The 23,454-nt window shown below is 35.9% G+C and carries 21 protein-coding genes and 1 pseudogene; 20 read left to right on the top strand and 2 right to left on the bottom strand.

The window, feature by feature from the left end; genetic code table 11:
- Window positions 1-10 precede the first annotated feature (10 nt).
- The 19 genes and pseudogenes from AC2JBO_RS02190 to AC2JBO_RS02100 form a co-directional block, all read left to right on the top strand.
- Window positions 11-202: a hypothetical protein gene (locus AC2JBO_RS02190; RefSeq protein WP_496951982.1), complete on the top strand. Its 192-nt coding sequence runs from the start codon at window positions 11-13 to the stop codon at window positions 200-202.
- Window positions 189-1,643, top strand: coding sequence for a DUF4832 domain-containing protein (locus AC2JBO_RS02185; protein ID WP_496951981.1), 1,455 nt, complete (start codon window positions 189-191; stop codon window positions 1,641-1,643). Before AC2JBO_RS02190 ends, AC2JBO_RS02185 begins: the two co-directional genes overlap by 14 nt.
- A gap of 82 nt (window positions 1,644-1,725) precedes the next feature.
- Window positions 1,726-3,078: a murein biosynthesis integral membrane protein MurJ gene (gene murJ, locus AC2JBO_RS02180; protein ID WP_496951980.1), complete on the top strand. Its 1,353-nt coding sequence runs from the start codon at window positions 1,726-1,728 to the stop codon at window positions 3,076-3,078.
- Between the two features lie 55 nt (window positions 3,079-3,133).
- Window positions 3,134-5,212 carry a glycosyltransferase gene (locus AC2JBO_RS02175; RefSeq protein WP_496951979.1) on the top strand — a complete coding sequence of 693 codons (2,079 nt, stop codon included), beginning with the start codon at window positions 3,134-3,136 and terminating at the stop codon, window positions 5,210-5,212.
- Between the two features lie 55 nt (window positions 5,213-5,267).
- The gene (locus AC2JBO_RS02170; RefSeq protein WP_496951978.1) at window positions 5,268-6,356 is read left to right on the top strand and encodes a glycosyltransferase; all 1,089 of its coding nucleotides are present in this window, start codon (window positions 5,268-5,270) and stop codon (window positions 6,354-6,356) included.
- A gap of 47 nt (window positions 6,357-6,403) precedes the next feature.
- Window positions 6,404-7,729, top strand: a complete 1,326-nt coding sequence (locus AC2JBO_RS02165; protein ID WP_496951977.1) for an O-antigen polymerase — start codon at window positions 6,404-6,406, stop codon at window positions 7,727-7,729.
- A 42-nt stretch (window positions 7,730-7,771) separates the two neighbouring features.
- Window positions 7,772-8,956 (top strand): glycosyltransferase family 4 protein, encoded by a 1,185-nt coding sequence (locus tag AC2JBO_RS02160; protein WP_496951976.1) that lies wholly within the window; start codon window positions 7,772-7,774, stop codon window positions 8,954-8,956.
- A 172-nt stretch (window positions 8,957-9,128) separates the two neighbouring features.
- Window positions 9,129-9,284: a hypothetical protein gene (locus AC2JBO_RS02155; RefSeq protein ID WP_496951975.1), complete on the top strand. Its 156-nt coding sequence runs from the start codon at window positions 9,129-9,131 to the stop codon at window positions 9,282-9,284.
- Window positions 9,285-9,359: 75 nt separating this feature from the next.
- Window positions 9,360-10,538, top strand: coding sequence for a glycosyltransferase family 4 protein (locus AC2JBO_RS02150; RefSeq protein ID WP_496951974.1), 1,179 nt, complete (start codon window positions 9,360-9,362; stop codon window positions 10,536-10,538).
- A gap of 92 nt (window positions 10,539-10,630) precedes the next feature.
- A complete protein-coding gene (locus AC2JBO_RS02145; RefSeq protein ID WP_496951973.1) occupies window positions 10,631-11,284 on the top strand; it encodes a sugar transferase in 654 nt (217 codons plus the stop codon).
- Window positions 11,285-11,366: 82 nt separating this feature from the next.
- Window positions 11,367-12,455 carry a DegT/DnrJ/EryC1/StrS family aminotransferase gene (locus AC2JBO_RS02140; protein ID WP_496951972.1) on the top strand — a complete coding sequence of 363 codons (1,089 nt, stop codon included), beginning with the start codon at window positions 11,367-11,369 and terminating at the stop codon, window positions 12,453-12,455.
- Between the two features lie 48 nt (window positions 12,456-12,503).
- Window positions 12,504-13,583, top strand: a complete 1,080-nt coding sequence (locus AC2JBO_RS02135; protein WP_496951971.1) for a GNAT family N-acetyltransferase — start codon at window positions 12,504-12,506, stop codon at window positions 13,581-13,583.
- Window positions 13,584-13,635: 52 nt separating this feature from the next.
- A complete protein-coding gene (locus AC2JBO_RS02130; RefSeq protein WP_496951970.1) occupies window positions 13,636-14,772 on the top strand; it encodes a glycosyltransferase family 4 protein in 1,137 nt (378 codons plus the stop codon).
- Window positions 14,773-14,819: 47 nt separating this feature from the next.
- Window positions 14,820-15,962, top strand: a complete 1,143-nt coding sequence (locus tag AC2JBO_RS02125; RefSeq protein ID WP_496951969.1) for a DegT/DnrJ/EryC1/StrS family aminotransferase — start codon at window positions 14,820-14,822, stop codon at window positions 15,960-15,962.
- A 62-nt stretch (window positions 15,963-16,024) separates the two neighbouring features.
- A complete protein-coding gene (locus AC2JBO_RS02120) occupies window positions 16,025-17,095 on the top strand; it encodes a GNAT family N-acetyltransferase (protein ID WP_496951968.1) in 1,071 nt (356 codons plus the stop codon).
- Between the two features lie 92 nt (window positions 17,096-17,187).
- Window positions 17,188-17,946: a class I SAM-dependent methyltransferase gene (locus AC2JBO_RS02115; protein ID WP_496951967.1), complete on the top strand. Its 759-nt coding sequence runs from the start codon at window positions 17,188-17,190 to the stop codon at window positions 17,944-17,946.
- Between the two features lie 92 nt (window positions 17,947-18,038).
- A complete protein-coding gene (locus AC2JBO_RS02110) occupies window positions 18,039-20,246 on the top strand; it encodes a GumC family protein (RefSeq protein WP_496951966.1) in 2,208 nt (735 codons plus the stop codon).
- Window positions 20,247-20,278: 32 nt separating this feature from the next.
- The gene (locus AC2JBO_RS02105) at window positions 20,279-20,509 is read left to right on the top strand and encodes a hypothetical protein (RefSeq protein WP_496951965.1); all 231 of its coding nucleotides are present in this window, start codon (window positions 20,279-20,281) and stop codon (window positions 20,507-20,509) included.
- A 254-nt stretch (window positions 20,510-20,763) separates the two neighbouring features.
- Window positions 20,764-21,203 (top strand): annotated as a pseudogene (locus tag AC2JBO_RS02100) (two-partner secretion domain-containing protein); the annotation flags it as partial.
- A gap of 197 nt (window positions 21,204-21,400) precedes the next feature.
- Here the strand turns inward: AC2JBO_RS02100 and AC2JBO_RS02095 are convergent.
- Together AC2JBO_RS02095 and AC2JBO_RS02090 are read right to left on the bottom strand one after the other, a co-directional pair.
- A complete protein-coding gene (locus tag AC2JBO_RS02095) occupies window positions 21,401-22,348 on the bottom strand; it encodes a class I SAM-dependent methyltransferase (RefSeq protein ID WP_496951964.1) in 948 nt (315 codons plus the stop codon).
- Window positions 22,349-22,703: 355 nt separating this feature from the next.
- Window positions 22,704-22,958, bottom strand: a complete 255-nt coding sequence (locus AC2JBO_RS02090; protein ID WP_496951963.1) for a hypothetical protein — start codon at window positions 22,956-22,958, stop codon at window positions 22,704-22,706.
- A gap of 252 nt (window positions 22,959-23,210) precedes the next feature.
- On the opposite strand from AC2JBO_RS02090, the gene AC2JBO_RS02085 reads away from it, so the two are divergent.
- A partial coding sequence (locus AC2JBO_RS02085) for a helix-turn-helix domain-containing protein (protein WP_496951962.1) occupies window positions 23,211-23,454 on the top strand: 244 nt, incomplete at its 3' end.

Genomic DNA, 23,454 nt, shown 5'->3' with positions numbered 1-23,454 from the left:
TTCACGGGTATTGGCATTAAATAGAGGAGGTATTGAAAACTGGTTATTGCAAGTCTTGCAACATATAAATCAGGATTTATTCCAAATTGATTTTATTGTTAACACAGCGCAATGTGGTGATTATGAACCAGAAATACGAAAAATAATTTGGTGCCAGCATCTACAGAAAAACTTTACTTTAAAAATTTATGCTAGTTTATAAAATTGTCAAAAAACATAAAGCTAGTTTATTTCTAATTATAACTATTGTTTTGGTTATTGTTTCTCCAGGCATAATGTTTGCAAATGTTAATACTAATAGCATAATATACCAAGAAACTGATGAAAACTTTTCTAATCCGGAAAGGGGTTTTTATTATCCCGTCAACCCTAGTGATAGTAATGAGCTTTTGCCTTTAAAATTATCTGATTTACAAAAAGTTAAAGAACAAAATATTACCTTAGTTAGGCGCGTTTATTTAATAAAGTCGTATATAAACGAACCTTTGTCACAGTCCTTTTTAGAAATGATGAGTAAAGATTTTGAAACAGCTCGTCAAGCCGGGATGAAATTAATTCTTGTATTTTCATATAATTGGATAGGAGGTGGAGCAGATGCGACAAAATCAATAATTATTTCCCATTTAGATCAGCTCAAGCCTATATTTGCAGATAACTATGATATTATTTCTTATGTAGAAGCAGGTTTTATAGGGTATTGGGGAGAATGGAACAGATCGACAAATAACCTAGATACAAATAGTGAAGATAGAAGAAATATTTTGTTGAAACTTTTATCGGTTCTTCCTAGCCAAAGAATGGTAAGTTTAAGATATTCACATTATAAAATAGATGCATTTAATAATGATAACCCTCTGACCCCAGAAGAAGCTTTTAATGGTAGCTATCGAGCGAGAACAGGCGCTACAAATAATTGCTTTCTCGCTGACATTGATGATGAAGGCACTTATAATAATACGGATCCAAAAATTATAGATAAGCAAAAGCAATTTTTAAGCCTTGATAATCTTTTTGTGGTGCAAGGTGGCGAAGTTTGCGTTGACAGTCAATATAATGATTGTCCAAATACCTTAAATGAGCTAGCACGAATGCGTTGGAGTACATTAAACATAGAGGTATTTGACGGAACAAGCGTAATACAAAAATGGGAAAATCAAGGTTGCATAGCAGAAATCAAGCGCCGTTTGGGATATAGGTATCGTTTATTGAAATCAGTAATATCAAACCAAGTAAAACCTGGAGGGCAATTTTCTATAAGTTTTGAAATTATTAATGATGGCTGGGCTAGCGCTTATAATCCGCGCAACTTAGAAGTTGTTTTACGTAATACTCAAACACGGCAAGGATATTATTTAACAGTAGATAAAGACCCTAGAAGATGGTTGCCTAGTACTAATAACGTAGTAGATGTTATAGGTGGTATTCCCGAAAATATGCCCAACGGGGAATATGAAGTGTTGTTAAATTTACCAGACCCCGAACTTAGATTACGCAATCGTCCAGAGTTTTCTATTAGGCTTGCAAATCAAAATGTTTGGGAAGAATCAACAGGTTACAATTCTTTGAACCACAAAGTAGTTATTAGCGATAGCGCAGGCGGAGATAATTACTCTGGTAAAAATTTTTTCCAATCAATTAATTAATAAATTGACCAACAATATTTTTATGGAAAAAAGCGTTGTTATATAGTCAAATGAAAAAGGTTGGAATATGGAGCAAGATTAAATGAGAACACTAATGTTAAAAAATTTAGCTCTTTACTGGAATAAGTTTGTAAATCGAAAGATTTTTAGAGCAGCTGTCATGGTAGCATCTGTGACAGCCTTGGTAAAAGCAGCAACTTTAGTCAAAGAATTATTAGTTGCTTGGAAATTTGGTACTGCAGAAAGCTTAGATGCATTTTTGATCGCATTTGTAATTCCTTCTTTTGTTAGTAATGTAATAGCAGGTTCTTTTAATGCCGCTCTTATACCTACCTTTATACGTGTACGAGAGCAAGAAGGTTCAAAAGCAGCACAAAAGTTGTTCTCTGGAGCCACTCTTTTAAGCATAAGCCTATTAGTAATTGTAACAATATTGATTTTAATAGCTGCACCACTGTATTTACCAAAAATCGCAGGCAATTTCAGCGTGGAAAAATTAGAGCTTACTTACAGGCTACTTTATGCTCTGGCACCGACAGTAATATTATCTGGAATTATTACCGTATGGAATGCTGTTTTAAATGCTGGAGAGCGCTTTGCTTTAACTGCAATTTCTCCAATTTTGACTCCAGCAATTAGTATTGCATTCCTTTTATTTAATGATTCTTGGGGAGTGTTTGCTTTAGCAATGGGACTATTATGTGGCGCATTTTTGGAAATGATTATTGTCGCAGCAGCACTAAAGCAGCAAGGTATTTCTTTATTACCAAAATGGCATGGATTTGATACTCATTTACGTCAAGTAGCAAGTCAGTATGCTCCGATAATTGCTGGAGCATGTTTAATTTCTAGTGCTGGTTTGGTTGATGATTCTATGGCTGCAATGTTATCACCTGGAAGTGTTGCAGCATTAAGCTACGGAAACAAGATAATTTTATTGCCAATTAATCTAGCTATTACTGCTTTAAGAATTGTTGTAACTCCCCATTTTTCAAAGATGGTGGCTCATCAAAACTGGATAGATTTACGCAGTACACTCAAACGCTACTTAAAAATAATTTTTGTATCGAGTTTACCAATTGTAGTATTATTAATTTTGTTTTCAGAGCCATTAGTCAAAACATTTTTACAAAGAGGTGTATTTACAGCTAGCGATACTGAACTAGTTGCTCAAATTCAAAGTTTGTTTGCTTTACAAATTCCGTTCTATATTGGAAATATATTACTAGTGATTTTGATAAATTCATTAAGTTTTAATCGAATTCTTATTAAACTTTCTTTCTTTAACTTAATGATAAATATAGCTTTAAATTATTTCTTTATGCAGTGGTTAGAAATTAAAGGAATTGCTTTATCTACAACCTGTATATATATATTTTCGTTTTCTTATTTACTAATTATAATTTATAAAAAAATGCCAAAAAGCAAAACTTAATGTAAGAAGTATGTAAATTAGTTTAGTTGTTCAATTATTTTTTTTGATTAAGATTATGAGAAATATCGTATTTATTATTCCATCACTAAGTTCTGGTGGTGCCGAGAGAGCAGTAATTTTACTTGCAGAAGGATTTATTAAAAAAGCTGACAAAGTTTCTATAATAACAATTTATGGAAAAGATTCGTATTTTTATGATGTACCCAAAGGAGTTAACATTGTAGGTTTAAATATCCATAAACATTCACCAACATTATTGGATGGATTGTTGAACAATATTTATCGTATTAAAATCATAAGAAAAGTTATTAAGTCTCTTAACCCTGATATTGTTATTTCATTTTTAGAAATAACAAATGTGTTAACATTAATTGCTCTTTTAAACACAAAATACCCAGTTATAGTAAACGAACAAAATAACCCTCAATTTGCTACAACTGTTTTATGGTCAAAAGCACGACGTTTAATCTATCCTTTAGCAAATAAAGTTGTTAGTTGTAGTCAAGGGGTAAATAATTATTTTAGTTGGTTGCCTACAAGGAAAAAATCGGTAATTTATAATCCACTTGTAACTAATAACGATGACAATGTTAGTATTGATCGAATCAATTCCATAGAAGGTCTAAGCCCAAGCAAAAAATGGATAGTTTCTATGGGTAGACTGACACACCAAAAAGGATACGATATTTTACTAGCTGCCTTTCAAAAAATTTATCTAAATTATCCTGATTGGCAATTAATAATACTAGGAGAAGGAGAACTACGTGCTGAATTGGAGAGCAAAATGAATTTTTTTGGCTTAGATAATCATGTTGTATTTCCTGGCAGAATAAAAAATCCTTTTATTATCCTCAAACAATCTAAACTGTTTGTTTTATCATCACGCTTTGAAGGATTTGGCAATGTTTTAATAGAAGCGATGGCTTGCGGTTTACCTGTTATTTCAACAAATTGCCCAAGTGGACCTGCAGAAATAATAGACGATGGTGTGGATGGAATTTTAGTGCCTAATGAAGATGCATCTTCATTAGCGACAGCAATGGAAAAACTGATGTATAATGAACAGGAACGGCAACGTTTAGCAAACTCAGCTTCTTCAAGAATAGAACGTTTTGAGCTAGATAATATAATCGGCGAGTGGGAAGAATTAATTCAAGAAGTTATTCAGGCAAATTCAAAAAAACAAATTACTTTTGATACAGAATTTGCAGTTGTCCCCGGTGACTATCAGTATCTTTTTACAGTCTTTACTCCTACTTTTAACCGTGCTTCTACACTTCACCGTGTTTATGAAAGTTTAAAAGTGCAAACACTTAGTGATTTTGAGTGGTTAATTATTGATGATGGTTCTAGCGACAACACTAGTAAGATAGTAGAAGAATGGCGAAAAGAAGCTAACTTTCCTATCCGTTACATTTGGCAACAAAATCAAGGTAAGCATGTAGCTTTTAATCGAGGAGTACAAGAGGCACAAGGAGAGTTATTTTTGACTGTTGACTCTGATGATGCTTTTGTAAGTACAGCTTTAGAGAAATTTCAGTATCAATGGGATTCAATTCCAAATACGCAAAAACATTTGTTTGCTGGTGTGACAGTTCTATGTATAAATCAAGAAGGAAAGCTTGTAGGCAATGAATTTCCTTGTGACATTACAGACTCTAACTCAGTGGATATTCATACTTTACACGGCGTTTTTGGCGAAAAATGGGGTTTCCAAAGAACGGATGTATTGAAAAAATTTCCTTTTCCTGAAATTTCAGGAGAAAAATTTATTACTGAAGCGATTGTGTGGGACAGAATAAGTAAATATTATCAGACTCGATTTGTGAATGATAAACTTAGGATTTATTATGAGGATACAAGCGTTAGTCTTTCTAATTCTTCTGTAAAATGTCGAGCGAAAAATCCTAAAGGTGCTATGCTTTACTATAAAGAGTATAGTACACTAAAAATTCCTTTTATTTGGAAAGTAAAAGCAGTAATAAACTACATCCGCTTTTCTCTTCATGCAAGGGTCGGTTTTTTTAAGATAATTTTTGACTCACAAAATAAACTGTTAACTTTAGTATTGTTATTTCCTGGTTTTTTGTTTTATCTTAAAGATTTACATAAGCTATCACGTTCAAAAGATTAGCTAGTTTTCACCATCGAATCACCATCGAAATAGATTGAAAAATTTGGTCAAATTTATGAAACGCATTGCTTCCTTTATCCCTAATTTACACGGTGGTGGCGCCGAGAGAATAGTTGTTAATCTGCTTAAGGGAATGTTGAGTAAAGGTTTTAGTCTCGATTTATTGCTAATTGATGCAGACGGACCTTATTTAAGCCAAGTCCCGAAAGAAGTTCGTGTGATTAATTTTGGATCAGGTCGAGCTTTAAAATCTATCGTCCCTTTATCCAATTACTTACGCAAAAATCAGCCAGATGCAATTATTTCCCATTTAAGTGAAGCCAATGTAGCAGCAGTTTTAGCGTTGAAAATAGCTGGTACAAAAACTAAACTAGTATTGGTGGAACATAATACACTATCTGCGGGTAAATCAAAGTTAGTAAGAGCCAGATTTATACCACCATTTATGAAACAGTTTTACCCAAGCGCAGATGCGGTCGTAGGAGTTTCTAAAGGTGTATCCCAAGATTTAGAAATTCAACTTGGTCTACCAAGAGGAAAAGTTAATACTATATATAATCCTATAGTCGATAGCGAGTTAATTACTAAAGCAAAAGCACCTTTAAATCATCCTTGGTTTGAAAAAGGTTGCCCACCTGTATTTTTAGCAGTAGGACGGTTGACACAACAGAAGGACTTTATAAATCTCATTCAAGCTTTTGCTCTTGTCAGGAAACAAAAATTTGCTCGTTTGCTTATTCTTGGTGAAGGAGAATGTCGAGACGAGTTAGAGAGAATGGTTAAAATACTAGGGATAGGTGAAGATGTTTCCCTACCTGGATTCGTTGAAAATCCATATGCATATATGTATCGAGCTAGTGGGTATGTACTTTCATCTCGTTGGGAAGGTTTACCAACTGTATTAATTGAGGCAATAGCTTGTGGTTGTCCCGTAGTTGCGACAGATTGCCCAAGCGGTCCAAAAGAAATTTTAGCAGAGGGAAAATATGGTTCTTTAGTGCCTGTTGGAGATACAAAGGCATTATCTAGCGCAATGCTTAAAATACTAGAAACTCCTGTGAACTGTAATATTTTAATGCAACGAGCGCTTGATTTTTCAGTTGAACAGGGAGCTTCTAAATATTTAGAACTGTTGGGATATTAGTAAATTAGTAAATTAGTAAATTAGTAAATTATTCTTATTCTTAAAATATGTTAGCGAATGCATATCTCGGATTAATTATTTTCATATTGTTTTTAGAATCAAGTCGGAAAAAGATATTAAAACCAGATTTTTTGACGTTATTTCATATTGTTTTTATTTTATTGTATCCTTTGCCTGGTTTTTTTCTAGAAGCTAATATTGAAAACTCTCAAGCAGAATTAAATATTAATGGAAAAGAATATGTGAGTTATATACAAACTGTAATAGCTATTTATGTTGGATACTTTGCTGTTCTTTTCGGTTTTTTTTCTAAATCAGCAGAAAAATTTGGTGCAAAAGTCAATATCAAAAGCAAAGATGAAAAAATAGTAAATTATTACGCTATTGTTTTGCTTATTATTTCCATTATATCTATTCAGATATATGGTATGCAATTTGGAGGTGTCATGAATACATTAAGTAATGCAACATTAATTCGTTCAACTTTATTGGATAGTGGACCTTTAGTATTCTTTAAACATTTTATGCCTCTTTGCTTTATGTCATCTTATCTATTTAGCTATCCGCTTATCTTAGGTAGCAAAGATTGCAAAAAAACATATTTAGTAATTGGATTATTATTGTCATTTGCCGCAGCTTTCGTGTCTACTTCAATGACAGGTGGACGCGCGCAATTTATATATTATTTACTAGTATTTTGCTTTGCTTATATGCTGAAAACAAAGAAAGTATTGTCTTTGCCTCTATTGCTTATTAGTGGATTCATTTTTATATTTATTTTATTCGGTAAACAATTATTTTGGAGTTTAAGTGGTCTCCCAGATGGTTTGGAGGGAGTAATTAGAACATTTTCAGAATCGAGTGATAATGACCCCAATACTGGCTCCAATTTTTATAAAATACTAGCAAATTTTGCGTATCCAGTACACTCATTAAATGCGGCTTTACGTAGTAATTATGATTTACGGTTGTTCGTTGACTGGTTTTATGGAATAATTTCCTTTTTACCACAGCGAATAATAAATATAGAAAAGCCAAATACAGTTTCTTATTACAATACAGAGTTTATTGTTGGAACTGTTGATTACGAAATACCAGCCGCATTTTTAGCATTTGGTATTTATAGCATGTCTTGGCCTGGTTTAATTATTGTTGGTTGTTCATACGGGTGGATTGGACGTTATTTGGAAGTTATTATTGTTAAGCATTTATCTAAAATAGATTGGATGACTTTTTTATACCCTTTAATAGGAATAATTTGGATTGACTTCCAACCTGCTGGAGACCCGCGAATTTTTTTGACCAGTAATTTTTCACTTTTGATATCTATACTAATTTTAATATTTGTAATTAATCCAACATCTAAAAAATAATATTTACTAAATTGATAAGAACTAATTTTGGGGAGAAAAACTTTGAATTATACTACTAAAATAGCTCAAACTATAGTTATTGCATTTGTCATTACCGGACTAGGAACAGGAGGTGCAGAAATGATGCTTTACAAGCTACTTACAAAGATAGATAGACAGCGTTTTAAACCGATTGTAATTTCATTAATGGATTGTGGTACGTTTGGTGAACGTATAGATAAATTGGGAATTGCTATATACACGCTAGACATGAAAAGAGGAATGCCAACACCAGCTACTTTCTGGCAATTAATTAACATTATCAATCAAGTCAAACCAGATATAATTCAGGGTTGGATGTATCACGGGAATTTAGCAGCTTATCTAGCTAGTATGTTTTCATCCTCTAAAATCCCTGTGGTTTGGAGCATTCACCACTCAATTCAGTCTTTAGAATTAGAAAAGAGGATGACTATTGCGATTATTAAGCTGTGTGCAAATGTATCAAGATTTGTTGATAGAATTATTTTTGTTTCTAAAAACAGTAAAGCGCAGCATTCAGCTATCGGTTACACCTCTGCCAATAGTTGTGTAATCCCTAATGGCTTTGATACTTCCTTATTTCAGCCATCCTCTTCAGCTAAAACATCTATTCGGCAAGAGCTAGGTTTATCGGAAAATACCTTCCTCATTGGACTCATCGGTCGGTATCATCCAATGAAAGACCATGATAATTTTCTTCAAGCAGCTTCATTACTATCTGAAAAGTTTCCCCAAATTCACTTTCTTCTAGCTGGTGTAGGAACTGATACCAGCAACGATAAACTTACGTATTCAATTGAAAAATTAAAGCTAGCGAACAGAGTACATTTGTTAGGAGAACGTAGTAATACACATTGGTTGATTGCTGGTTTGGACATCCTAACATTATCTTCTGCTTATGGTGAAGCCTTCCCTCTAGTTGTTGGAGAAGCAATGGCTTGTAGTGTTCCCTCCGTAGTTACAGATATCGGTGATTCTGGTTGGATTGTTGGTGATACTGGAAAAGTTATACCACCACGCGACCCACAATCACTAATGAAAGCTTGGCAAGATTTGATTGATATTGGTCGAGAGGGTAGAGAAGCTTTAGGGAAAGCAGCACGGGAAAGAATTATCAAGCATTTTTCACTGCATTCTATAGTTCTTCAATATGATAAATTATATGAGGAATTGTTGATTAAAAATAGAATTAAACATCTTCTTTGAACAAATAGCATAATAGCTATAGACCAGATGAGCTATAATCCAGATTTAGTTTTAGCAGCTTTTGCAAAAGTGTTTTTAATCTGGCGAAAACTTTCTCACGTAATAAAGCTTATTTAATCCCAGTAGTAGATTTTAACTACTTTCTTAGAAACATTAATTGAGGAGAATTTCTATGCTTAAGGCAACAACTACTCAACTACAGCTATTATTGTGTTGTCCTTGTCATTTATCTTCAGATGCTGCCTCAGCAATCTACTTTATGGATAGAAAATCGGAAAAACCAATCAAACAAAGCGACATTATTGAGTTTTATAAAGGAGTAGTTTGATAGCAAAATTATTAATTACTTCGAGTTGAACATTTAGTAGTTGAACATGCACGTAAATTCTGGAGATGACTTGGTATGAAGAGTATCTTGATGGTTACTACTGTACCAGATACATTACAGGCATTTATTTTACCCTTTGCCAAGCATTTTCGCGCTCAAGGATGGCGTGTAGATGGAATGGCTAGTAAAATTTCCAGTAATGCCCAATGTTTACAAAATTTTGATAATGTCTGGGATGTTGAATGGTCGCGTAACCCGCTAGACCCACAAAACCTATCGCTTGCACCGCGCGTTATTCGGCAAGTAGTGCAACAAGAAAAATACGATATAGTTCACGTCCATACTCCAGTAGCAGCTTTTGTAACCCGCTACGCCCTTAGAAATAATCCCAGACTTCAGCACAGACCTAAAGTTATCTATACTGCTCATGGTTTTCACTTCTATCGTGGTGGTAAACCTTTAAAAAATGCTGTATTCCTAAATCTGGAAAAGTTGGCTGGACGCTGGACTGATTACTTAGTAGTGATTAATCGCGAAGATGAGGAAGCAGCCAAGCACCACAAATTAGTTTCTCCAGAGCGAATCTATTACATGCCAGGTATTGGCTTAGATTTAAAGCAATATAGTTCTGATAGCATTTCCAGTTCTGAAGTTATCCAAGTTCGTGAGGAGTTAGGGTTGACACCCCAGACCCAAATGTTACTATGCGTAGCTGAGTTAATTGGGCGTAAGCGTCCACAGGATGTTTTGAAAGCCTTTGCCCATCTCAATAAATCTAATACGTTCTTAGCTTTTGCTGGAAATGGACCACTACTTAATGACATGCAACAGTTAGCTCAAGAACTCAATGTAGCCAATAAAGTACGCTTTTTAGGATTACGTAAGGATATCCCTATTTTAATCAGTGCAGCAGCAGCAACTGTTATTGGTTCACAGCAAGAGGGATTACCTAGATGTGTTATGGAGTCTATGAGTATGGGAGTTCCTGTAATCGGTACTGCAATTCGTGGAACTCAGGATTTGCTCAAAGATGGTTGTGGCTTTTTAGTCAGAGTAGGAGATGTCGAAAGCTTGGCAAAGGCAATGGCTTATGTCTTAAACAATCCTTTAGAAGCTCGGATCACAGGGCAACGTGCGCGCGAACGCATGACTCAATACGATATAAATCACATTATCGAGCTACATTCTGCTTTATACGCTCAGGCTTTAGGTGCCAAAAATGGCGCCGAATTAATTAATTACCGACAAAACTAATGCCAGTTTCAGGATATATCTAGAAATTTATCCTTTCCTAAGTTTGTACTCTTCATTTGCTAACCCCTATTTTCAAGACGGAGGATACATCTATGCTTATTAAGACTTTTTATTTATATAAGAATAGATTTAGCTTATTAATTAAGTCTCTTTTGGATAGAATTATTGCAGCAATTGCCTTATTAATTTCTTCCCCAATTTTATTGGTAGTTGCGATTGCTGTCTATTTTCGTATGGGTAGCCCAGTTCTTTTTACCCAACCACGTCCTGGTAAAAATGCACGGGTTTTCAACTTCTACAAATTTCGCACCATGACAGATGACAGGGATCGCAATGGCAATCTTCTCCCTGATGAGCGAAGACTTACAGCTTTGGGAAAATTTCTCCGAAAAACGAGCCTAGATGAACTCCCTCAATTTTTGAATGTTCTCAAAGGTGATATGAGTTTTGTTGGTCCTCGTCCCCTATTAGTAAAGTATTTGGAACGCTATACACCTGAACAAGCTCGTCGCCATGAAGTTAGACCTGGTATTACCGGATGGGCACAGGTAAACGGGCGCCGCACATTGGATCGATTTTGGGAAGAAAAATTTAAGCTAGATGTTTGGTACGTCGATAATTGGAGTTTGTGGCTCGACCTTAGAATTCTGTTTATGACTGTGTGGCAAGTACTTCAACGAGAAGGTGTTACTCAAGAAGGTCATGCAACATCTGAAGAATTTATGGGTTCAAAAGGGTTGGGTTAAGGTGCTTAACTGTAGGGTGGGCAATGCCCCACCTTACGAAAGTAACTGCTATTAATAATTTTTACTTATTTCATTTAGGGTTATGCAAAAAATATGGGAAGTTGGCTCTGAGTTTGATTGGAAAGATGAATTGGTGGCGCCGTCTGTTCCTTCTAATTGGTTTCCTGACAATCATCAACTTTTTGCTACAGGTACATCAGTTTTATTATCAATTCATTATCATCTTAAGCCAAATGGTACACGTTTAAGGTTACATTTACCCTCATTCTTTTGTATGCATGTTGCCAACAAATTAAAAAACGTTTTTGATTTATGTTGGTATCGAGATTTGCCGACAGAGCCAACCCCTGATTTTGATACCCTCAAGCCTTTACCAGGGGATTTAGTTTTAGCTGTCAATTTATATGGAATTCGCCAAGCGGATTCTTGGCAAGAATGGTTATCTAGTCAAAATGATATTATCTTGATTGAAGACCACAGCCATGACCCTTTTTCTTCTTGGGCTAGACAAAGTAAAGCTCACTATGCAATGGCTTCCCTACGCAAAACACTACCTATTCCTGACGGTGCGATTATCTGGTCTCCCCAAAATTTAGATTTACCCCAACCCTCATCAGACCAATCCTTTGGCGCTTATCAAAAACTCGGCGCCATGTTGATGAAAAGAATCTATATTAATGGTGTTAATATTTCAAAAGATGCGTATCGCGATTTACAAGTTGAAGGAGAACAAAAATTAAGTCAAGAGGTTAATGCTTCTGCCTCCAGTTTTACTGCAAATGTTCTTCGTTACTTAAATATTCCAGAATTAAGACAAAGGCGGGAAGCCAACATCAAACTTTTTCTCAATTTGATTAAAAATCATAATGAATTAACACCTTTATTTACGTCTTGGCACAATGGTTCAGTGCCATTTAATACAATTTTACTATGTAAAAATCAAGAAAACCGCAATGATTTACGAAAATTCTTGATTAGTAAAAATATTTTTGCTACAGTTCATTGGCAGCAACCAAAAGAGGGATTATCTAGTAACGACTCCCTAGCAATAGACTTATCAACTAGGGTTTTGACAATTCCTAGTGATAGTCGTTACTCCAATAATGATATTTATCAAGTTGTTGAACATATTATATATTTTTATGAATGTAGAAAATATGTAATTATATGAGATAATAAAAACAGCCAAGTACAACTAAAATATATTAGTGAAGTTAAGATGCAAACTCAAATAGTTGAATTAAACAACTCATCTTGGCAGCAAGTAATCAAAGATTTGCGTCACGATTTTTATCATATACCAGAGTATGTTTATCTAGAATCCAGAAGAACTAATACAATTCCCGAAGCGGTTCTAATATCTGAAGACAATAAACTGTTTTTTGTTCCTTATCTATTACGCAGTTGCGAAAATTTGTTTGAGGGTAGCCAGGAGATACCAGAAGCATATGACATTTCCTCTCCATACGGCTATCCTGGTTTTTTGTTCAATCAAGCTGCTGCGGATTCTCCAGAATTTATTAATAGTGCAATTGATAATTTAAAATCTGCTCTTGCAAATAAAAACGTTTGCTCGGCATTTTTTCGATTGCACCCTATACTCAACCTCGGTTTGAGTAAATTTTTATCAGATGAAATTTGTCAACTGACTGGAGAAACTGTATCCATTAATTTAGAGTTGAGTGAAGAAGAAATTTGGCGCCAGACACGTAACGACCATCGCACCAAAATCAATTGGTGTAAGCGTGCTGGTATGACAGCCAAGATGGTTTCCTTTCAAGAATATATTCATGAATTCATGGATATATATGAAGAGACTATGAGTAGAGTTGAGGCCGTTGAGTCTTATTACTTTGACTATGAATATTTTTGCCAACTGTTGCAGTTAGGTGACAAGCTACATTTGTGTATTGTGGAATGGCAAGGAGAAATAACTAGTGCTGGTTTATTTACCGAATGTTGTGGTATTGTTCAATTCCATCTTTCAGGAACAAAAAACAAGTTTTTGAAACAAGCCCCAAGCAAATTGATGCTAGATTTTGTTAGATATTGGGGAAAAGAGCGGGGAAATAAAATATTTCATTTAGGTGGTGGATTAGGAGGTGGAAAAGATAGTCTTTATGAATTTAAATCAGGTTTTTCTAAACAAAGCCAACCTTTTGTTACAATCCGCCTAATCACAGATGAACAAAAGTACCATCATCTAGTTAAATTAAGAGCAAAGGTTTTAAATACTCAACCTGAAGAAATTATTAAGTCAAATTTTTTCCCAGCTTATCGTTCTCCTAATATTAGGTAATTCAAGTTGATAATTCTTACAATCATTATGAGTGTTAAGGAGGGTGTCTCTAATGAGTAAACGTGTTTTACTAGTGGCTCGAATATTAGATTCTAGTGGTGTAACAACGCATATATTTACTCTGGCACAAGGCTTAATGTCTATGGGGTGGGAAGTAGCTGTAGCTAGTGGAGGGCAAGTGGGAGATCATTCCTACGGACCACAACGTTTTGAAGAAAACGGAATACCGCATTTCTATATTCCTTTCCCTAACAGGTCTCTCACGGCAAAGAATTTTATTAATGGATTGAGAACTTACTGGGAAGTAAATTCTCTTATCAAATCTTTTCTTCCTCAGATAATACATGTTCACTGGCCAGCAACTAGTCCCTATATACGTGGAATACAATTACTTCATAAAATCCCTTTTTTATCAACTATTCATCTGGAAGGAATGCCTTCTGGATTAGCATATAGATTAGGAGCTTTTTGGGGAGATAAAGCTATCGCTATCAGTGCAGAAACTCGCAAAGACTTGATTGATAATTATAAAGTGTCGCCTGAAAAAATTCGCGTAGTATACAATGGTGTAGATGAATCTTACTTTATTCCCCCAAGAGAAGAGGATTGTTGGAAGGCACGCCAGAGTTTTGGTTTAAACCAACAAGATAAAGTCGTCTCTCTGTTAGCACGGTTGGAATATGTCAAAGGTCATGATGTCCTAATTAAAGCCATCAGCTTATTGCGTGCTAAAGGGTTGGATGTCATTGCTTTATTTGCTGGAGAGGGAACCTGTGCCAAAGCTTTTGCTCAACAAAGTGTAGAATTTGGTGTAGCTGATTTAGTTCGCCAAGTTGGTCATGTAGACAGTCGGCAGGTTTTGTGGGCATCAGATGTATCAGTTTTACCCAGCCGCGTCGAAGGTTTTGGAATAGTAGTAGTTGAGTCAATGCTGTGTCGAGTAGTGCCAATTAGAACTCCGGCAGCAGGTGCATACGACCAAATTAACGATGGAGTAAACGGTTTTATCGTACCCTTTGATGACCCTGAGACATTGGCATTACGTCTGGAACAACTTTTTACTGCACACCAACTCAAAAATCAGATGGCAGAAAATGCTTTGATTTCAGCAAAAAATGAGTTTACCCGAAAACTGATGCTGGAAAAAACTGTGTCGGTATATGAAGAAGTTTTGCAAGCGGTAACATAATTTTTTTGGTAACTAATTCATAACTAAAATTATTTAACAAACTGACAATGCCTAAACCAATCCTTTTATCAACACCCCATATGGGGAACCAAGAACTTGAATTTGTACTAGAAGCATTTGATACTAATTGGATTGCTCCTGTGGGTCCTCACGTAGATGCATTTGAGCAAGAATTTTGTCAAATCACTGGCGCCGGATATGCTGCTGCGGTAAGTTCTGGGACTGCTGCTATCCATCTGGCCTTAAAATTGCTAGGAGTAGAGTCTGGTGATGAAGTGTTTTGCTCAACACTGACATTTGCTGCTACTGCTAATCCAATAGTTTACCAAGGCGCCAAACCTGTATTTATTGATAGCGACACAAAGTCTTGGAACATGAATCCCGACTTGTTACGTGAAACTCTCGAATACCGTGCGCGTATCGGTAAATTACCTAAAGCGGTAATCCTCGTGCATCTTTACGGACAAAGCGCCGACATCGAACCAATTTTGAAAGCATGTAACCAATATGACGTTACTTTAATTGAAGATGCTGCGGAAGCTTTAGGCGCCACTTATCAAGGAAAAGCACCGGGAACATTTGGGCGTATCGGTATTTATTCATTCAATGGTAATAAAATTATTACTACGTCGGGTGGCGGAATGCTGGTATCAGACGAACCGGAATTAGTCGCCAAGGCTAGATTTTTAGCAACACAAGCACGCGACCCAGCCCCCCACTACCAGCACTCAGAAATTGGTTATAACTACCGCCTTAGCAATGTTTTGGCGGGTATTGGTCGCGGACAACTGCAAGTTTTGTCAGAACGTGTAGCAGCACGACGGCGTAACTTTGAAATTTATGCAGGAGCATTGAGTAAGTTACCTGGAGTTGAATTCATGCCTGAAGCCAATTTTGGTACTTGTAATCGTTGGCTGACCTGTTTAACTATAAACCCGGAAGCTTTTGGTGCAGATAGAGAACAAATCCGTCTCGCTCTTGCCGCTCAACAAATAGAAACCCGTCCTGTATGGAAACCGTTGCACCTTCAACCAGCCTTTGCAAAATACGAGAGTATAGGTGGCGAGGTAGCGGAAGACTTATTTGCGCGCGGGCTTTGTTTACCATCTGGTTCAAATCTTATCTCCGAAGAATTAGAGCAAGTTATCGAAGCATTCTTCGGTGTTTATGATAGAGCTAATAACGATTAATTTAATTTATTTAATTTCATGCTTTGATTAATTACTTAGATAAAATACAGCGTTTCTAAACTATGCAAGTTGACATTATTGATATATGTAGCCAGAGGTGGTTACAAACGTTACAAAATATTCGCCATGATGTTTATCACTTACCGCAATATATATTGACAGAAGCAATTAGAACTAATAGCAAACCCGAAGCTATTTTAATAACTAAAGGTGAAAAAACTTTTGGTTTGCCTTACTTATGTCAGAAGATAAATTTATTTGACAAAAGTTTAGTTTTCACGGATTGTTATGATATCGGTTCTCCAAATGGTTATGCTGGTTTTTTATTGAATGATGCAGCTTCTAACGAGCCAGCTTTTTTAAAAGCAGCGATTGAACAACTGATTAAAACTTTTAAAGCCAGAAATATTTGTTCTGTTTTTTTTCGTCTACATCCAATACTTAATCAAAACATCAACCAAGAGTTATCTTCTGAAATTATTCAAGTAAGTGGAGAAACATTATCGATTGATTTAAGTCTTTCGCCTGTAGAAATATGGCGTAAAACTCGACCAGAACATCGTACTAGCATAAATCGATCTAAACGCAACGGTTTTACAGTCAAAATAGTAAATTATCGAGAATATATAAATGAGTTTATTAGTATATATTATGAAACTATGGAGCGCGTAGGAGCTAAAACATGTTATTATTTTGATTCCGAATATTTTTGCAGATTGATGAGCTTAAATGAAGCTATCCACTTGTGCATTGTAGAAAAAGATAATAAAATTGCATGTGCTGGTATTTTTACAGAATGCTGTGGAATTATTCAATACCATTTAGGAGCAACGAAAAACCAGTTTTTAAAAGAAGCTCCAAGTAAATTAATGTTTGATTATGTGAGATTTTGGGCTAAAGAACGTGGAAATGAAGTATTTCATTTAGGTGGAGGACTTGGCGCCAAAACAAATAGCCTTTATCATTTCAAAGCAGGTTTTGCTAATCAAAAGCATTCTTTTGTTACACTACGTTTAATTTTAAACCAAGAAAAATACTATCATTTTGTTGATATTAGGTCAAAAACATTAAGTATGGAACCACAAAAATTATTAAATTATAATTTTTTTCCCGCTTATCGTTATGAGGTATAAAACTCTGTAGTCACAGTTAATAAATTTATTTTTTACCATATCGTTAAAACATAAATCAATCTTGTCAAATTCAAAAATAACAGATTAAAACTATGGCTAATAATAAAGAAACTTTCAGCACTGTAGATTTTGATTACTGGGCTTGTCTAGAAAATTTATCTTTTGGGGAAAAATTTCTTATAGAAACATATTTGAACAAGGAGGCTAAAACTTTAGAAGCTGGCACAGGTGGGGGAAGAATTGCTCTAGAGATGCAAAAAATGGGTTTTAAATCGCTTTTTGCGTTTGATTATATATCTGATTTTATTGAACACGCACGCCAGAGAGATAAAATAGGTAGTATTTATTTTGCGGTAGAAGATGCAACTGCATTAACTTATCAAAATGATGAATTTGACCAATTAGTTTATTTACAACAAGTTTTATGTTGTATTGAAAACCAAGATGCAAGATTAAGTGCTTTTAAAGAAGCTTATCGCATTCTTAAGAAAGGCGGAACTGGAATTTTTTCTTTTCTAAATTTGGAATCCAGAATTCAGAATAATTTCCACAAAGGATATTTAACATATATACAATTATTAAGAAAAGTTTTTAATTCTGAATTTTCCTCTCAATACATTCCTCGAATGAAACTAGCTGGAAAACCAAACTTAGGAGCTATTTTTGACAAACAACCTTATATGTATTGGTATCACATTGAAGAAGTGTATAAAATTTTTCAAGATGTAAATTTTAAAATTGTTGCTTTTGGAACTGATTACCAGCTAAGAGAACGAAAAATGCTGAAATCATTGGAACCTTTAAAGACACAACCAATTGAGGGAATGTTGTACTTTGTATGTAAAAAATAACCTATTTAGTAAACTATTTACAAATCTCTCGGTCAAACAACACAAGCATTTCAGGCTATTCGCACAAACTTATTATCAATGAATTTAAGATTATGGAACAGCAAGAATCATTTGTATTATACAAATACTGGCAAATTATACAGCGTCGTTGGATAGCTGGACTGGGAGTCTTTCTTCCGATATTTTTACTTTCATTGATAGCTTCATCTTTAAAAAAGCCCAGTTATCAAGCGGAAGGTAAATTGCAGTTTCAACGTACAAATACAATTTCAACACTGACTGGTGTTGCTCCTGAAGTTGGTAAATTGGAGCCAGTAGTTCAAGATAGTAAAACTAATCCACTTAACACTGAAGCCGAAGTTATACGTTCACATCCTATCATCCAAAAAACTATTGACCGTCTCAATATTAAAGATGAAACAGGTGCCCCTTTAAAAACAAGTGAATTTGTCAAAAAGCTTACAATCAAAGATGTGAAAGGTACTGACGTTTTACAAGTTAACTATAACGATACAAATCCTGAAGTTGCTGCCAAAGTAGTCAATACTTTAATGGAAGCATACTTAGAACATAACATTTCTTATAATCGTAGTGCAGTATCTGCCGCACGTAAATTTCTAGAAAAACAAGTACCAAGTGCAGAATCTGTTGTTCGTAAAGCTGAAGCTGAACTGCGGGAATTTAAAGAAAAGAATAAAATTGTTTCACTACAAGAAGAAGCAAATAAAGCAGTAGAATTGCTCAGTAACTTACAAAAGCAAATAGGGGACGTTAAATCACAAATATCTGATAGCAGTTCGCAAGCACAAGCAGTTCGCCAAAGACTTGGGATGACTTCACAGCAAGCAGTGACAATGACATCACTGAGTCAGTCGAGTGGAGTTCAAGAAGTTATGACAGAACTTCAAAAAATTGAACTACAACTAGCAGATAGACGTGAAGTACTTTTAGATGAGCATCCAGAAATCATCAAACTCCAAAATAAAGCTAATACATTGAAAGGTGTTTTGCAAAATCGAGTTGGTAGTGTTGCTGGACAACAAGTTCAAGCTAGTAATGCTAATTTACAGTTTGGTACACTTAAACAGCAGCTTAGTAGCGAACTTGTACAATTAGAATCACGACGTTTAGGGTTAGCTAGTCAACTTGCAACACTTACAGGTTTAGAAGCAACCTATCGACAGCGCTTAAATAATTTACCCAAATTAGAGCAGGTACAGCGTGAGTTAGAGCGTAAAGTTCAAGCTGCTCAATCAACCTACTCATTACTATTACAGAGACTACAAGAAAGTCGTATTGCCGAAAATCAAAATTTGGGTAATGCTCAAATCATAAGTCAGGCGCCAACTCCTGATGAACCGATTTCTTCTCCAACAGTAAGTTATTTAAGTGCAGGGTTACTAGGTTTGTTAGCTTCAATGGCTAGTATGTACCTCCTAGAAACGCGCGATAAGTACATTAAGACAATTGATGAAGCTAAGGAATTGATGGAACTAACGCTATTAGGTGTTATTCCTTCGTTCAGTAAGCCAAAATCATTTCTCCGTGGTAACAACGACGATATCGAGGTTTCGAGTCCTAAGATTGTTGTTCGTGATACTCCCCGTTCACCATCAAGCGAAGCTTATCGAATGCTGCGTGCGAATTTGAAGTTCATCAGTGCTGACAAAGAAATCAAGGTAATTGTTATTACTAGTTCTGTCGCTAAAGAAGGTAAATCAACCGTTGCTGCTAATTTAGCAATGGCAATAGCTCAGATGGAGCGACGAGTATTACTAGTCGATGGTGACTTACATCGTCCTATTCAACATAATATATGGGACTTACCCAATAACGAAGGTTTGAGTAACGTAATCGTTGGTCAGTCAGACGTGCGGGCAGCTATTACACGAGTCATGGATAATTTATACGTTCTCCCCTCCGGACTTGTACCACCTAGCCCAGCTTCATTACTTGACTCGAAGCGTATGGCAACCCTTATTGACTCATTTAGGAGTAGTTATGACTGCATCATTATTGACACACCTGCACTTAGTGTAGGCGCCGATGCTGCAACTTTAGGACAGATGGCAGATGGTTTATTGTTTGTAGTTCGTCCGGGAGTTGTTGATGTTGTAAATGCAGCATTTGCGAAAGACCTGCTAGAAAAATCTGGTCAGAATGTCTTGGGACAAGTTGTAAATGGAATTATTGCTAAAAATGAACCTTATAGCAATTACTACTTCAATAACGAAGATAGTTACTCGCAAGATAGTGTTGGTCGGGTTGCGAGTGAGGTTGGGTTAGCAGTTAGGGTGTAGGGAACGGCATTCACCTGACCTAACTCATTGTTTTGATTTTCTATACATTACATCAATGGAGTACAACCGATGCTGATTTTCCCTATCTTCAACTTATTTATCAACTATTTGAAGCGCAAGTCGAGCAGAACCCAAATGCTGTAGCTGTTGTACATGGGCAGCACTACGACGCACGATTAATGCCAAACCTCTATTCGGCGCCGACAGAGGGCACTTTTATGACCAAATGCATTTCCGTGCTGGTATTCCAAAATCGAATATAACCACTTTATCAGCGTTAATAGCATTCCTAATCAGCATTTTGAGCGTAATTATTTTTACTTTAAAGTTTCAACTTGCCATCTGGGTTTTTCTACTTGGCATCATCATGCTGTTACTTGCGGCTACATAATTCCAAATTTCTCTACGTTGGGATAATTAACTAGTTTCCAACAAGAATTAAGAAAAAGTTTATACTTTTACCCTTGTGAAAGTATAACAGTACTGAGACAATCTTAAAAAGATTGAAAGGTGCTGCATGAAATATAATTACCAGCGCAACCCTGTAACTAAGCAATTTAAAAAACATCAAACTCTACTACTCAGTAGCCTTGTTGTATTTATAGTTACTCCTGTTAGCGCTCAAATAATTCCTGACAATACACTGGAGCGGAAAACTCTCGCGTTATTCCTATTAATGGCGCCTCATTTGATTTAATCAACGGTGGCGCCCAACGTGGTAATAATCTTTTTCACAGTTTTAGTTCGTTTAATATAAATGAGGGACAAAGAGCATACTTTATCAATCCATCTGGAGTATTAAATATAATCGCGCGCGTTACAGGCAGCAATGCATCTAATATCAACGGAACATTAGGTGTACGTGGCACCGCTAATTTATTTTTAATTAACCCCAACGGTATTTTATTTGGCAAAAATTCTAGTTTAGATGTACTTGATTCATTTATCGGAACGACGCACCATCAAAAACACGCGCGCAGGAGTTAACTTGCAACGGATAAGAGCGGATGTAACGGATGAATTATTGGTTATAAATATAAAGTAAGGTGCGTGACACTACCAGTATTGCGCTTCGTTTTAAGATGTTAGTAGTGTCACACACCCTACAAATTAAAACAATTTATCCGTTACATCCGTTACATCCGTTGCCAATCTTACCTCTTACTTGCCACAATAGTACGGTGACGCGGGTCGCTTTCCACCGTCAACGGCGCCTCAAAACCAACTTCTTGTAACTCTTCCTCAATATTAAACATATAATACTCATCACTCCACGGTTCAGTGCTTTTCATCAGCGTGAACAGAACAGGTGGTAAATTTTGAATGACTTTAGATTTCGGGTTATTATCTACAATCGCTATGGTGCCACCAGGTCGAACTAACCTAAACGCTTCTTTAAAAATTGCTTTGGATGCAACACTCGGAAGTTCATGAGTGACAAATTGTAGCGTTACCAAATCAAAAGAATTATCAGGTAATTTTGTATCCTCAGCTAACACATGTAACCACTGCGATATTTCATTGTTTGTATCTAGCGTCTTAGCAACAGCTAGCATATAAGGAGATAAATCAAGACCAACCGTTCGGACTGGATGGTTTTGCTTTTTTTGATAATACCGATGTAATGCCAGAGTTGAAATACCTACAGAACAACCAATATCTAAAATATCTTTAACATGTTTAGGAGCATAAATTCCTAAAACATCGTGAAAACTACTTCTCAGACGGTTGTGAGCAACTTCCCAAGTCAACGGTTCATTTTTCCAAACCCGCAATGCCATTGAGTAAGTCGCACTCGGCGCCTCAAATGCGGCTTGCCAACATAAGTTACCCTCACTATAAGCATGAAAAGGCACATTATAATAGTTTGGGTAAGTAACTTCAGGGTTGGTGACTGCCGCTAAATTTTGTTGTATACCTGATTTTTCCAACTGCTCATAATTTTGGCGCCAGGGAACACCATTTTTTTCAGCAGTCTTAATAATCACTTGCCGAGCCTGGTGTTTCATCACCTTGTAGATAGGCTCAGTTTTGATTAGCAAATTCACAAACTGTGATAACAGGTTTTCACCCGCCCAGTCAGGCTTTAATTTTTTATCCATACATTCCAATGAAGCGACCTAATCTTATCTTAGGGGAAAGGCGGAGCATAAAAAGAGAAGAAATAGAATAAAGATGATTTTTTGAGTAGCAATTCATACAATATAGCTTTACTATTTTTTGCCAAAATATCTGTTTCTTCCTGTACAGCATTTTCAGAGTCTTGCGTAAGAGGACGTTGAGGACTAAAGCGATGAACAAACCAATGCTCTCCTAATACGTAGTCACCCTGACACCACTATTTAAGAATAGTATCTACTTCCTTGACCCAATCCTAACGTTTATTGCTCGTTGTCATTTCTGCGTTTCCTTGATGTTCGAGCAGGTCGTGTTCTTCCAACATTATGGTGGATAGGTTCAAAGGAGAGTATCTATCAAGTCTGTTGGATTTGGTGGCATACGGGATATGCGTGTATCTTCAGATAAAGGAACTAAGTGTGGTTTTTGAGGTGCGTTGCCTGCACCAAGAATTTGTTTAACTTCCTCATACTTACCTATTGCAAGAAGGTCTAGAACTAGCGTACCATCTTTTGTTAGACTCATTAAAAGACCACGGTTGATATCGGCACTACCTCGGTCTACATACTGGATAGTTCCCAATAATCGATTCAAACTCTCTTCATGAAAGCTAGATAATCGCTGACCACTTGCCCAGAAATGTAGGCTTCTACGTGAAACGTTAAATAGTTTAGCAAGTTGCTCCCAGGTTAATCCACTCAGTTTTCTAAGTTCGTTGATAGCTTTTCGTGTCGCTTCTGCTGTCTGCGTTGATTCTGTAGAACTTGTGTAAGTTATACCCCTAATACCAATTTAATATGAAGTCGCATATAATAGACTTATAAGCTTAATTTACCATAAGTACCTATGAGCCGCCCATTCAAAGTTGAGATAACGGAGAGCGAAGAGGATTTAAAAAAACGCCTGCAAACAGTTAGGCTAGCAGAGCAAAAAGAAAAACTCCAAATGCTATGGTGGCTTAAAAATGGTCAAGTAAGTGAGCAACAGGAAATAGGAAAACGCCTGGGTAGAGACACATCAACAATTACACGATGGCTACAGAAATATCGTTCAGGTGGAATTAGTAGGTTATTGGAAATTAAGAAGGCGC

It is taken from the genome of Calothrix sp. CBUCES-K 9914 (genome assembly GCF_059640475.1).
The sequence above is the reverse complement of the archived record's forward strand: the minus strand, read 5'-3'. Positions and strand labels throughout refer to the sequence as shown.